General features: G+C 70.3%; 9 protein-coding genes. 3 read left to right on the top strand and 6 right to left on the bottom strand.

What is annotated here, in order from left to right; genetic code table 11:
* Window positions 1-39 precede the first annotated feature (39 nt).
* The 3 genes from N8I84_RS38475 (at window position 40) to N8I84_RS38465 (ending at window position 3,477) form a co-directional block, all read left to right on the top strand.
* Complete coding sequence (locus tag N8I84_RS38475) at window positions 40-1,635, top strand: FAD-binding oxidoreductase (protein WP_263234175.1); 1,596 nt, start codon at window positions 40-42, stop codon at window positions 1,633-1,635.
* Between the two features lie 67 nt (window positions 1,636-1,702).
* Window positions 1,703-2,581, top strand: a complete 879-nt coding sequence (locus N8I84_RS38470; protein WP_263234174.1) for a YegS/Rv2252/BmrU family lipid kinase — start codon at window positions 1,703-1,705, stop codon at window positions 2,579-2,581.
* 167 nt (window positions 2,582-2,748) lie between these two features.
* Complete coding sequence (locus N8I84_RS38465; protein ID WP_263234173.1) at window positions 2,749-3,477, top strand: 4'-phosphopantetheinyl transferase family protein; 729 nt, start codon at window positions 2,749-2,751, stop codon at window positions 3,475-3,477.
* A gap of 80 nt (window positions 3,478-3,557) precedes the next feature.
* Here the strand turns inward: N8I84_RS38465 and sbnA are convergent, their stop codons facing one another.
* The 6 genes from sbnA to N8I84_RS38435 form a co-directional block, all read right to left on the bottom strand.
* Window positions 3,558-4,601: a 2,3-diaminopropionate biosynthesis protein SbnA gene (gene sbnA, locus N8I84_RS38460; RefSeq protein WP_263234172.1), complete on the bottom strand. Its 1,044-nt coding sequence runs from the start codon at window positions 4,599-4,601 to the stop codon at window positions 3,558-3,560.
* 51 nt (window positions 4,602-4,652) lie between these two features.
* Window positions 4,653-5,723, bottom strand: a complete 1,071-nt coding sequence (gene sbnB / locus N8I84_RS38455) for a 2,3-diaminopropionate biosynthesis protein SbnB (RefSeq protein ID WP_263234171.1) — start codon at window positions 5,721-5,723, stop codon at window positions 4,653-4,655.
* The gene (locus N8I84_RS38450; RefSeq protein WP_263234170.1) at window positions 5,720-6,724 is read right to left on the bottom strand and encodes a TauD/TfdA family dioxygenase; all 1,005 of its coding nucleotides are present in this window, start codon (window positions 6,722-6,724) and stop codon (window positions 5,720-5,722) included. Before N8I84_RS38450 ends, sbnB begins: the two co-directional genes overlap by 4 nt.
* A gap of 20 nt (window positions 6,725-6,744) precedes the next feature.
* Complete coding sequence (locus N8I84_RS38445) at window positions 6,745-9,333, bottom strand: non-ribosomal peptide synthetase (RefSeq protein ID WP_263234169.1); 2,589 nt, start codon at window positions 9,331-9,333, stop codon at window positions 6,745-6,747.
* Window positions 9,330-11,804: a Pls/PosA family non-ribosomal peptide synthetase gene (locus tag N8I84_RS38440; RefSeq protein ID WP_263234168.1), complete on the bottom strand. Its 2,475-nt coding sequence runs from the start codon at window positions 11,802-11,804 to the stop codon at window positions 9,330-9,332. Before N8I84_RS38440 ends, N8I84_RS38445 begins: the two co-directional genes overlap by 4 nt.
* A 301-nt stretch (window positions 11,805-12,105) precedes the next feature.
* Window positions 12,106-12,858: an anti-sigma factor family protein gene (locus tag N8I84_RS38435; RefSeq protein ID WP_263234167.1), complete on the bottom strand. Its 753-nt coding sequence runs from the start codon at window positions 12,856-12,858 to the stop codon at window positions 12,106-12,108.
* Between the last annotated feature and the right edge of the window lies 1 nt (window position 12,859).

Below are 12,859 nucleotides of genomic sequence, written 5' to 3'. Positions count from 1 at the left end.
GCGACGACGCCGTCGCGACGACCGGTGAGGACGAGCGCGATGGACATGCTGTGGAGCGGCTGGGGTGACCCGGCCAGGGCGACACCGCTGCCCGATTCGGTGATCGGGCTGCTGCGCGACCTGCTCGGGGTGAAACCGCGCAGCACGGAGCCGATCGCCCTGGAAGAGATCGCCGTACCCGAGCCGCTCCTCGACCCGGCCGCGCGCCGAGCCCTGCTCACCGCCGTCGGCGGTGAAGAGCATCTGCGCACCGACGCCGAGTCCCGCATCCGGCACACCCGCGGCAAGTCCACGCCGGATCTGCTGCGCATCCGGGACGGCGACGTGAGCGACCTCCCGGCGGCCGTGGTTTTGCCGGGGAGCCACGACGAGGTGGTCGCGGTGCTGACGGCATGCGCCACGCACGACCTGGCCCTGGTCCCCTTCGGCGGCGGCACGTCCGTCGTCGGCGGTCTCGCCCCCGAGCCGCGGCGCCCCTTCGTCGCGCTGGACCTGCGCCGCATGAACGCCCTGCTCGACCTCGACCCGGTCTCCCGCACGGCCACCCTGCAATCCGGCCTGCTCGCCCCGCACGCCGAAGCCCTCCTGGCCGATCACGGCTTCACGCTCGGCCACTTCCCGCAGTCCTACGAGTGGGCGACGATCGGCGGATTCGCCGCGGCCCGCTCCAGCGGTCAGGCTTCCGCCGGGTACGGCCGGTTCGACGACATGGTCCTCGGTCTCACCCTCGCCACCCCGTCCGGCACCCTCGACGCGGGCCGTGCCCCGCGCTCGGCGGCCGGGCCCGACCTGCGTCAGCTCATCCTCGGCTCCGAGGGCGCGTTCGGCGTCATCACCTCGGTGACCGTCCGGGTCCGTCCTGTCCCCCGGACCCGCGTCTACGAGGGTTGGCGCTTCGACTCCTTTGAAGCGGGCGCCGCCGCCCTGCGGCACCTCGCCCAGGACGGGCCGCGGCCGACCGTGCTGCGCCTGTCGGACGAGACGGAGTCGCTGATCGGCCTCGCCCAGCCCGACGCCATCGGCACCTCGGGCCTTCCGCAGAACGCCGGATGTCTGGCCATCACCGGCTACGAGGGCACGGAGGAGGACACCACCCACCGCCGGAAGCGGGCCGCGGCCGTACTGCGCGACGGTGGCGGCACCTGTCTGGGCCGGGAGCCGGGAGAGCGCTGGGCCCACGGCCGCTACTCGGCTCCCTACCTGCGGGACGCGTTGCTGGACGCCGGGGCGTTCGCCGAGACGCTGGAGACGGCCGCCTTCTGGTCCCGCCTCCCCGGACTGTACGCCGCCGTCCGCGAGGCGCTCGCCGGCACGCTCACCCAGTACGGCACGCCGCCGCTGGTGATGTGCCACATCTCCCACGTCTATGAGAACGGCGCTTCGTTGTACTTCACCGTGGTCTCCGCCCAGGGCGAGGACGCCCTGGCGCACTGGGCCCACGCGAAGCGCGCCGCCAACGAGGCGATCCTGGCGGCCGGAGGCACCATCAGCCACCACCACGGCGTGGGCACGGACCACCGCGAGTGGTACGTCCGAGAGGCCGGTCCGCTCGGCATCGGCGCCCTCCAGGCCGTCAAACGCCGGCTGGACCCGGCAGGTCTGCTCAATCCCGGCGTCCTCCTGCCCGCCGACTGAGCCTGACCCGCCCCGGCCCACCCCCACCCCCGTCCACAAGCCGTCAGCCGCCTCTGGAGGCACACCGATGCGACAGTTCACCGCCATCGTCAACCCCACCGCCGGCGGATCCACCGGGGTCGCGGTGCTGCTCCACGTGGCCCGGCTGCTGAGGGAGGCCGGGGCCGGCCTGGAGACCGTGTACAGCCGCAGCCTGGCCCACGCCTGTGAACTCGCCCGCCAGGCCGGGCAGCGAAACCGCGTGGTCCTGGCGGTCGGCGGCGACGGCGTCGTCGGCGGCATCGGTGGGGCCCTCAGCGGCACCGACACCCTCTTCGGCCTGGTCCCGGCCGGCCGAGGCAATGACTTCGCCCGCGCGCTCGGCCTGCCCACCGACCCGGAGGCACTGGCCCGGGTACTGCTGCACAGCGCTCCCCGGTCAGTGGACACCATCGAAGTGGAGTCCGCCCATGGCCGCAGTGTCGTCCTCGGCAGCGTGTACGCGGGGGTGGACGCCCTCGCCAACCGTCACGCCAACCGCTCCACACTCCTGAAGGGCGCCGCCTCCTACTACGCGGGCGGACTGAGAGCCGTCGCCACCTGGCGCCCGGCCGCCTACCGGGTCACCGTCGACAGCGAGCCGCTCGCGCACCGCGGCTACACCGTCGTCGCCGCCAACTCCCCTTACTACGGCTCCGGCCGCATCATCGCCCCCGGCGCCCGCATCGACGACGGACTGCTCGAAGTGGTGATGATCCGCGAAGCACCGCGCCGGCTCTTCTTCACCCTGATGAACGAGCTCAAGTCCGGTGCACATGTCCACCGGCCCGAAGTGCGGATCGCGCAGGGAAGAGAGGTTCGCATCGAGGCCGACCGGGAAGTGCCGTGCGGCGCCGACGGCGAGGTCGACGCCGTCCTTCCCGTCACGGCCCGGGTGCTGCCCGGAGCACTCGCCGTGCTCTGCTAGGGATCCCGACCCGGCTTGCGTGCGGCCCGCTTCCTCCCGGCTTCGAAACCGCCCCGGCCGTCGGATAATGGCGCAGAGGGGGACAACAAGGAAAGCCCGCCGTGTCCCGGCGCCCCCACGGTTCACGGGCGCGCCTGTGTGCGTACGAGCGGTGGGGTGGGTGTGCCATGTCCGTCCCTTCCGTACCCGAGCCGGTGGTGTCGATGGGCGGGCTGCTGCCGGCCGTCGCCCGTGCCGCGCAGATCATGGGGCGCGACGACGACGTGCGGATCCTGCCCGAGGAGGTCGCGGCTCTGGGTCGGGTCCCGCAAGCCAGGATGTGGGAGTTCGCCGCCGGCAGGACCTGCGCCCGGCGCGCCATGCGAGCTCTGGGGTTGCCGACAGCCCCGGTCTTGATCGGGGCGCATCGGGAACCGGTGTGGCCCCGCGGAATCGTCGGCAGCATCACGCACTGCCCTGGCTACTGCGCGGCGGCAGTGGCGCTGGGGCGGGACCTGGCGGCGGTGGGCATCGATGCCGAGCCTCACGAGGCGCTGCCGGCCGGTGTCCTGGAAGCGATCAGCGCCGCTGCGGAACGGGCGGCTCTCGAAGCCCTGCCCTCGGGGCCCGTCTGCTGGGACCGGGTCCTTTTCAGTGCCGAGGAGAGCATCTACAAGGCGTGGTTCGCGCTGACCCGTACGTGGCTCGACTTCACCGATGTGGTCGTCACCGTGCACGTCGTCTCCGTGCACGCTTCCGACGGGAGCTTTCACGGGCGTCTGATCGAGCGGGCGGCCGCCGACGAGAGGGCGCCGACCGGTCTCGACGGGTGTTTCGTGGTGGGCGCCGGCCTTGTGCTGACGGCCGTCACCATGGCGCGGGTCGGGCCGCTCCGGTCGGGCATGGGAGACCGGTGACGGCCGCGACGCCACCGCCCCCCTGACCGCCTCGGGGGCACGTCGGTTCTGTCAGGTGCCGAGAGCTCCGCGTACGGCGCCTACGACCGTTTGCCCGACGACCGGGCCGAGGATGCCGGCCTGGTTTCAGGGACATCGGTACGCAGCTGCGCATCACTGGTCACGACGTCGTCGCCCAAAACGGCGTCGCCGTAGAGATCCCGGATCCAGTTGGCCTGGTAGACGGTGTCGAGATAGCGCTCCCCCAGGTCCGGAGCGATGGCCACCGCGGTGAGGGCCGGCCGGTCACCTCGGGCCAGCCAGTCGACCGCCCCGCTGACCACGGTGCCCGTGGAGCCCCCGAAGAGGAATCCGTGCCTGGCCAGGCGGTGACAGGCCCGGATGGTGTCGGCCTCTTCTACTTCTATCGCCTCGTCCACGTACGAGGCGTCCAGCAGCGGCGGTTGCATGCTCATCCCCAGGCCGGGAAGCATCCGGCGGCCCGGCGCTCCGCCGAAGGTCACCGAACCGACGGTGTCGACCGCGACGATCCGCACGGGGCGGTGCCAGTGCCGGAACCAGCGGGCACAGCCCATGAGCGTTCCGGTGGTGCCCGCTCCGACGAACAGCACGTCAAGACCGGGGAAGGAGCGCGCGATCGCCGGGGCCGTCCGGTGATAGTGCGCCTTCCAGTTGTTCGCGTTGGTGTACTGGCTCAGCCACACGTATCTCCCGCTGCGAGCGCACTGCCTGCGGATGTAGTCGAGGCGAGCACCGAGGAAACCGCCGTGCGGGCTGGGCTCGGTGACGACGTGAACATGGGCGCCGAGTGCCTCCATCAACAACCGGGTCGACAGGTTGCAGCGCGAGTCCGTCACACACAGGAACCGGTAACCCTTGCTGGCCGCGATCACGCTCATGGCCACGCCCATGTTGCCCGACGAGGACTCGAGCAGAACCGAGTCGGGTGTGATGACCCCTGCCCGTTCCGCGGCCTCCACCATCTCCCTGGCGGGCTTCAGCTTGATGGAGCCGGCGAAGTTGAACCCCTCGCACTTCAGGAACAGCGGCTGCCCGCAGATCGACCGCAGGTCGACGTAGAGGTCCTCCTCGTTGAAGCTGTACGGATCGGATATGACTGGCACGATGGCCTCCGTGGATCGAAGGGCGGCTCGGTGCGCCGTGCCGCGGGCCGCTCATCCGTAGCGGTTCAGCTCGTGGAAGAAGTCGTCGATGACGTTCAGTCCTCCGGACTCGGCGACCTGGTCGTAGACGTACTTGCCGACGGCCAGATCGAGCACTCCCAGGCCGAAGGGTGAAAAGATCACAGGGCGGTCCGGCGGCGGTGTGACGCGCCCGGCCATGACGTCCTCCAACGTCCCGTCGAGGAACTGCCGGTTCCCGGTGAGCTGTTCGGTCAGGTGAGGTGAGGTGTCGGCTCGCAGGCAATGCTCCACGTCGTCGACGATGTTGGCCGAGGCGAGCAGTACCTCGGGGGCCAGGTCGCGCAGCGATATGTGCAGCACCACCGGATCGTGCGCGAACCACGCCGGGTCGTGGACGTGGGGACGCGCGGCAACCGTCGCGAAGACCACCAGGTCGCTGAGGCGGATCACCTGCTCGGCACTGTCGTGCACCGTGACGGGCCCCGCCGCCCCCGACTGCTCCAGGCAGCAGCGGAAGGCCCTCGCGTTGTCCGGCGACAGGTCGAACACTCCGACGTTCTCGAACGACCAGCCCGTGCCGGCCAGAAACGTGTGAATGTAACGGGCGATCACACCCGCTCCGACGAAGCCGAGGTGGGTCGGGCGCGGCCGTTTCCGGCTGAGCCAGTCGGCTGCGAGCGCGGCCGACGCCGCTGTCCGGGAGGCGCTGATGATCGAGCTTTCCAGGCACGCGAACGGGTAGCCGGTGTCATGGTCGTTGAGGATGAGCACCGCCGATGCCCGCGGGATGCCGCCCTCGACGTTCTGGGGAAAGCTGGAGATCCACTTGAGGCCGTCCACCCGTGTCTCACCACCGAGCGACGCGGGCAGCGCGATGATCCGGGAGGAGGGACGGTCGTGGAAACGCAGGAAGGAGGACGGCGGGTTTACCGAGTCTCCTGCGGCGTGCAGCCGGTACGCGACCTGCACCAGCTCCACGATGTGCTCTTCGCGCCCCTGCAGGGCGCGCTGCACCTGCGCGCCGGAGATGACGGCGAAGGGAGGCACCCGTGGCGTCCCGGACGGGGTGAGCCGGGCGGCGGGCGAGCAGGTGGTGGTCATCGTGTCATCACCTCCACGGTCGGCGAGCAGTCGTGCAGGTGCACCGGGTCGGCCAAGGCGACCATCACGTCGCGCGGTCCTTCGTAGGCTTCTCTGCTGTGCGCGGTGCGCAGGTTGTCGACCAGCAGCAGGTCGCCGTCCTGCCACGGTTCGCGTACGGTGTGGGCCTGGTAGACCTGGTTGATGAGGTCGACGGTGTCCCGTGAGATGGAGTCGCCGTTGCCGTAACGGGTGTTGAACGGCAACCCGTCCGACCCGTAGAGATCCACCAGGTATTCGCGTATCTCCGGATCCAGCGTCCATTCGCTGAGAAACGCCATCTGGTTGAACCAGCAGCGCCGCCCCGTGAGCGGGTGACGGATCACGGCGCTGCGGCGTTGCCTGGTGCTCAGGCCGCCGTCGGGTTGCCAGACGAACTCGATGGCGGCGGCGCGGCAGTAGTCTTCGACGGCTGTGCGATCGTCGGTTCCGAACGCCTCGGTCCAGGAGGCTCCGATGTCGTCGTTGTAGTTCCGGGCGAGCAACCAGCCCTCGTGCTCGAACCGCTCGACGAGTGCCTCCGGCAGGGCGGCGAGTACGGTCGGCGAGTCGGCGAGGGCGGTCGCACCGCCACGGCTGGGCGAGACCAGGCAGGCGAACTGCATCAGGCCCGGGAACCGCAGCGCGTAGCTGAGCTCGTGGTGCATGCACATCGTCCGGTTGGGCGGCCACGTCGACGACGAGTACACGCCGGTGCCGTAGCTGCGCCGTGCGGCGAACGCCTCCGTCTCGACCATCAGCCCGGTGGCCAGCCGGGTGAAGACGGACGCGGTGCCGGCGACGTCGTGCAGCCCCAGACCGCGCACCATGACGGCACCGTGCTCGGTGACCAGGCTGCGCAGCAGGCCCCGGTGTTCGGCCGCCCAGCGGTCGGGATCGTCGGTCGGGCCGGTGGTCACGATCGGTACGGGACCGAGCCGAAGGTCCGGATCGACCGGTCGTGTGGTGAATGAGGACGACATCTCTCACCGCCTCCAGCGGTTCACGAAACGGTCGGGGACGACGCGGCTCGGGACGACGCGGCTCGGACGTCGAGCAGGCGGGCCAGGTCGGCGAGCACCGGATGGTGGGTGAGGTCTTTCAGGGACACCGTGCGGTCGAGCCGAATGGCGAGTTGGAGCGCTGTGAGCGAGGTGCCGCCGCCGTCGTCGAAGAAGTGGGCCTGCCGGCCGATCCGGTGTTGCGGGATGCCGAGCACCGTGGCCCAGGCGGCGGCCAGGCGCTCCTCGGTCGGTGTGCGCGGTGGTTCGCCGGTGTCCGACGCCGCTGCGACGCAGGTGTCGTGAGGTCCGGTGTGGTCGAGTTCCCCCGCGAGCGATGCCAGGGCCTTGCGGTCTACCTTGCCGTTGCCGGTCAGCGGGAGGTGATCGCGCCAGTGGAAGGACGAGGGGACCATGTAGGCGGGCAGGTGCCTGCTCAGGTGCTGTCGCACGGTGTCGTCAGCAGGCGGATGCTCACCGCAGCAGAAGGCCACCAGGCGCCCGCCCCGGTCGTTCTGGGTGACCGTGACCGCGCCGGCGCGCACGCCGGGCACCTTCAGCAGGGCGTTCTCCACCTCCTCGATCTCGACGCGGAACCCGCGGACCTTCACCTGGCTGTCCCGGCGGCCGAGGAAATCCAGCTTGCCGTCGGGCAGCCAGCGGCCGTAGTCGCCGCTTCGGTAGAGCCGGTCGCCGGTGCGGTAGGGATCGGTCGTGAACGACTGGCGCGTGCGCTCCGGATCGTTGACGTAGCCGCGGCCGACGCAGACTCCGGCGAAGACGATCTCGCCGGGTGCGCCGAGCGGCACCGGTGACAGGTTGTCGTCGACGACGCGGACCCGCACGTTGTTCACCGGACGGCCGAGCGGGATCCGGTCGGTGTCCGGCGCCTGGTCCATGACTTCATGGTTGGTGTCGTCCGACGTCTCGGTGAGCCCGTAGGCGTTGACGAGCCTGATCCCCGGCTGGGCGCGGAACCAGCGCTCCACGAGGTCCTTCTTCAGGGCCTCGCCGGTGACCGACACGCACCGCAGGTCCGGCAGCTCGCGCGGGCACCTCTCCAGCGAGGACACCACGGCGTCGAGGTACGAGGGCACGGCCTGCAGGACGCTGACGCGGCCCTCGGCGATCGTGTCGAGGTATCGAGGGACGTCCTCGATCACCTCTTGGGGAACCAGCAGGGTCCGACCGCCGGCCACCAGCGCCGCCAACAACTGCCACAGGGAGATGTCGAAGCACTGAGGCGCCGTCTGGGCGACGACCTGGCCCTCGCCGATCCGCAGGTCGTCGATCTTGGCGTGGATGTGGTTGAGCATCCCGGCGTGTTCGCACATCGCGCCTTTGGGCTCGCCGGTGGAGCCGGAGGTGAAGAAGATGTAGGCGAGCTGGTCCAGGCGCACGTCCAGGTCCAGGTCACCGGCCGCGTCCGTCGCGCCGTAGGCCGCCTCGACCAGCAGGGTCCGCGCCCCGGGCAGTGCGTCCACGGCTCGCGAGAGGTTGGTGGTGCTGCCGGGCTCGGTCAGCACCAGCCGGCACCCGGCACGCGAGAGCATGGCCGCGATGCGGTCGGCGGGGAAGCGCGGCTCGACGGGCAGGTAGACGCACCCGGCCTTGAGGACTCCGAGGACGGCCGCCGCCCAGTCCACGTTGCGTTCCGTCACCACCGCGACGACATCCTCGCGTCCCGCCCCCAGCCCGAGAAGGGCTCGAGCCACGTAGTTGGCACGCTGGTTGAGTTCGGCGTACGTCCACTGCCGGTCACCGTGCACGATGGATACGCGGTTGGGGTGGTCCCGTACACGCTGCTCGATCAGGGCGTGGACACAGCTCTGCGGAAGCCTGCGCCGCGGCCCGGCGAGTCCCTCGAGCTGGAGGCGAACCTCCTCGGCGGACAGCAGGCTCTGCTGCCCGGGCCGGGCGGCGGGATCGGCGGCCATCAGGGCCAGGGCGGTCAGGTGGTAGCCCACGATGCGCGCGGCGCACGGGGCGTCCACTGCATCGCGTCGGTACCGCAGCCGCAGGGTGTGTCCGCTGTCGCTCCACGTGGACATGACCTGCCATACGGTGCCGGCGGGGAGCTCGCGGAACGCAACAGCCGTTGCGGCAGCCGCCTCGCGGTCGGCCGGGAACGCGGCGAACGAGGCTTCGCTCAGGCGACCGGGCAACTGCAACTCGCGCTCGAGGTCCTCGACCGCGGCCTGCTTGTGCGCGAGCAGCCCCGTTTCGGCACGTCGGGCTTCCCGTACCAGTGCCCTCCAGTGGGGATGATGGGTTGTCAGCCTGCACGGCAGCGGCCCGGTGTCCGGCTCGGCGATGTAGCCGGTCGTGACGTCGCGCTCGCCGGACAGGGCGGCCAGTACCTTGGCGTGCGCCGCCAGCAGGACCGAGTTGAGCGGCACGGCCATGTCGTCGGCCAACCGGCGCGCTGCGGCCATGACGTCCGGGGGGATCTGCACCTCGTGCTGTGCCACGCCCGGCACCGGGGTGAGCGTCCAGCGCGGAACAGTGGTGAACCCGCCACGGGTCAGGACGGACCGCCAGAACTCCTCGTCCCCGGGCTCGAGCACAGGGGCGTTGGGTACGAGGGTCATCGGCTGCTCCTTCCCACGTCGTCGTCGCCCTGCTCCAGCTCGCGGGCCGGATTCCCGCCCCACCGGGAGTTCTGCGGGACCACCTCTCCCTTCATGAGGAAGGAGTCCGCGGCGAGCACCGCCCCGTCGCCCAGCGTCACGCCGTAGTGGACCAGGGCACCGACACCGATCGTGCAGCCGCGACCCAGCGTGGTGCTCTCGGACTTGAACGTGCCGTCCTCCTGCGAGTGGCACTGGATGATGCTGCCCGCGTTCAGGATGCACGCGTCGCCGATGGTCACCATCGGCCGCTCGGTCACGTAGCAGCCGTCGTCGAACACCCGGTGCCCGATCCGGACGCCCAGGAGCCGCCAGATCACGTTCTTGAACGGAGTGCCGTTGAACAAGCGCAGATACGTCTCGGACGGCACCTTCCAGTACCGCTCACGCCACCAGAACCGGGGATCGTAGATCGAGCAGTACAGGGCACCTGGACGGCGCGCCGCGATGACGAGACGCTCGACCAGCACGAAGTACACCGCGGTGAAGACGACAACGAGTACATCGGCGAGTGCGACGGCAGGCACGCCCAGCCGGGCATAGGTGTCGGCCGCCCCGGCAGCGAGCAGGGCGGCACACGTGAGGTAGATCCACCGCGAGAGAAGGAACCAACCCATGGTGGCCGCGTTGTGCTTGTTCTTCGCCGCAAGGCCGCGGCGCAGCTCTTCTCCGCTCCTGAACCGGTCGAACCGGCTGTCGCGCAGGACCGTCCTGGGGATCTCGAAACTGGGTGAGCCCAGCAGCCCCACGCCTTCCCGGATTTGTCCGTCGACAGGCACCATGACCTTCGTCGCCAGAAGGCAGTTGTCGCCGGTGCGGGCCCGCGCCGGATAGGCGATCCGGTTTCCCAGGAAGCTGTGCGCCCCGATCGACGCCCGGGACACCTGGAAAGCGGTGCTGGAGAAGTCCGCATTCACGATCGACAGGCCGTCGGCGACCATCGTTCCGCTGCCGACGGAACTCATGAAGGGCGTCTCGTGCCTGACTTCCGTGCCGAAATTCGACCCCGTCTGCTCGATGTGGGAGAAGTCGTAGCCGATGGCGCGCAGGTAGTGCACGATGCAGGAACTGTCACCGAACAGACGGGTGAGGTTTCGCCTGTTGGTGAGTCGCGAAACGGCTCGGTGGATGGAGTGGCGCCATCCGTACAGCGGGTAGTCCCGGCCTGGTACGACGGCGCGACGCAGCACACGGGGAAGAGCGCTGACGAGCAACAGGCCGAGGATGAGGCCGCCGAGGACGAGCACGGCGGCGGCCACCGCAACATCACGGTAGAAGGTGCCGTTGGTCAGGACCGCCGGCCCCGGCTCGATGACCGTGTGGAGTTCCGGAACCGCGACGAGCAACATGATGGTGCCACCGACCGCGAGCGGCACATACACAAGGAACGCTGTCGCGAGTTGCCGTGCGCTGTGCAGGGCTCTGCGCAGCGTGGCGTGCGGCGTCTCGCCCACGACCTGGAAGTCGGCCTCGGTCCGCTGTGCGGGGGACCCGTGCCAGCGCTCGCCCTGCGGCACGACCTGCCCGCTGTGCAGCGAGGAGGCATGGCCGAGCTGGGCTCCGTCGCCCAGCGCCGTCCCGATGTCCATCACCGTGGCTTCGCTGACCAGCACCGACTTCCCGATCGTGACCGGGCCCGGCTCGATCACGCCCGCTCGGGCGCGGTAGCAGAGGAAGAACGAGTCCTTGCGGACGACGGAACCCTCACCGATGGTGAGCAGGTCGGTGCAGACAGGCACGTTGCGGGAGAGGATCACGGCACCTCGGCCGATGTCGGCGCCCAGTGCCCGTAGATAGAACACGTACAGGGGCGAGCCGACGAACAACGTCAGCGGGTTCGTACGGATCAGTGTCCGCACGACCCAGAAGCGAACGTATCCCAGGGACCATATCCGGATCTGCCCCGGCTTCCACCGGCCGATGAGCGTCCACTTCACCAGGATCGGAAGGGCGCACAACCCCACGAAGACGGCACCGCCGAACAGCACCGACCGCACATACACAGCGAGCAGGTCCGACCTGGCGGAGATCCACTCGTACCCCCACGCGGTGGCCATCGCCGCGAGGTAGGTGTAGCCGAGGAAGGCGAGGGCCTGAAGGATGCCGCACAGTACGTATTCCGTCGTGCCGGCTGTGTCACCGGGCGGGGCGCCCGTGGCCGTCTGCGGCTCCCGACCCGGAGCCTGGGTGAACGCGGGGGCTGTGCGCGTGGGCGCGGTGTCGGGCACCGCTGCCGCCAGACTTCGGATCGTGGGGTGTTGATAGATCTCCTTCATCGAGACCGAGGGCAGGTCCGCCCTCTTGCGCAGGCGCGCGCAGAAATGTGCCATCACCAGGGAATCGGCACCCAGGTCGTCGAAGAAATGACTGTCGGCCGGCACCTGTTCGATGCCCACGACCTCGGCCAGCACCTGTGCGAGAGCCTGCTCCATGTCCTCGGCGACGAGCGGGTCGGCCGGCTCTCCTCGTCGAATCGCCTGGAGGGGCGGGGAAGGCCCCGCATCGGCCGGCGCTTCGTCGACGGCGGCCTGACCCCCTGGTCGGTTGCTGCCGGCTGCGCTTTCGCGTGCGCCTGACACGAGCTTCGATTCTGACCCCATGCCTTTTATACGAATCACACGCGCTGACGTATTGAGCGTTCGTAGCTTTTCTCACATTTCGGGCACACATCTCGTACAGCAGAAGGAGCAGGGAGGGTGAGGGCCGTCCACCACCGGACGTGGCGCCCACCCCCTACGCCTGGTGCGAGGCGTCGAAGTGGGCCGTGGCGAGCACCCTGCCGTCGGACGACGTCAACCGGGCGCCGGTCAGCGCCGAGGGGTCGACGGGGGCCGGGCCGCCCCAGTAGCCGTAGCCGTCGTGCAGGGTGAAGCTGCCGACCCGGACCGAGGTGCCATCATCGCGCTCCAGCTGCAAGGAGACCGCACCGCTGTACGGAATGCCGGCGTCGGCGAGGTCGACGGTCATGTAGACCCAGCCCGGCGCACCCGGATGGGCGAAGACCTCGCCCGTCGACTGGCTGACCCGCGGGGACGTCAGCCCCGCCCAGAGCATGCGCGCTCCCGCCTCGGCGGGGTGCGAAGGCCCGGTCGTGACGCCCTCGATCGCCGTGCCGACCGCCCAGCCCCCGAACCCGAAGGCCAGGGCCAGCGCGGCCATGGCAGAGGCGGCCCTCAGCCGTACCCGTCCCCGCAGGCGTCGGCGCGTGAAGCCGGACGCACGGGCCTGCGGACGCGCCTCGCGCGCCGCCGCGCCCTGCGTCAGCGCCTCCGCCACCCGGGTCTCGAACCCGACCGGCGGCTCACCGCACGGCAGCAGCCCGATCAGCCGGTCCCCGACGAGGGTCAGCTCCTCGACGTACTCCCGGCAGTCCGCGCACTGGTCCAGATGGGCGACCGCCCCGGCCCGCTCACGCGCGGGCAGCACGCCGAGCGCCAGCTCGGGGCCCTCCTCCCGCAGCTGCTCGCAGGTCACGTCACGGCACATG

It is taken from the genome of Streptomyces cynarae (assembly GCF_025642135.1).
GTDB classification, from domain to species: domain Bacteria; phylum Actinomycetota; class Actinomycetes; order Streptomycetales; family Streptomycetaceae; genus Streptomyces; species Streptomyces cynarae.
The sequence above is the reverse complement of the archived record's forward strand: the minus strand, read 5'-3'. Positions and strand labels throughout refer to the sequence as shown.

What these genes read in the sequence shown, in the direction of transcription:
- N8I84_RS38470 (WP_263234174.1), top strand. Translation starts at nt 1,703, where the DNA reads ATGCGACAGTTCACCGCCATCGTCAACCCCACCGCCGGCGGATCCACC.
- N8I84_RS38445 (WP_263234169.1), bottom strand. Translation starts at nt 9,333, where the DNA reads ATGACCCTCGTACCCAACGCCCCTGTGCTCGAGCCCGGGGACGAGGAG.
- N8I84_RS38435 (WP_263234167.1), bottom strand. Translation starts at nt 12,858, where the DNA reads ATGTGCCGTGACGTGACCTGCGAGCAGCTGCGGGAGGAGGGCCCCGAG.
- N8I84_RS38475 (WP_263234175.1), top strand. Translation starts at nt 40, where the DNA reads ATGGACATGCTGTGGAGCGGCTGGGGTGACCCGGCCAGGGCGACACCG.
- N8I84_RS38440 (WP_263234168.1), bottom strand. Translation starts at nt 11,804, where the DNA reads ATGGAGCAGGCTCTCGCACAGGTGCTGGCCGAGGTCGTGGGCATCGAA.
- sbnB (WP_263234171.1), bottom strand. Translation starts at nt 5,723, where the DNA reads ATGACCACCACCTGCTCGCCCGCCGCCCGGCTCACCCCGTCCGGGACG.
- N8I84_RS38465 (WP_263234173.1), top strand. Translation starts at nt 2,749, where the DNA reads ATGTCCGTCCCTTCCGTACCCGAGCCGGTGGTGTCGATGGGCGGGCTG.
- N8I84_RS38450 (WP_263234170.1), bottom strand. Translation starts at nt 6,724, where the DNA reads ATGTCGTCCTCATTCACCACACGACCGGTCGATCCGGACCTTCGGCTC.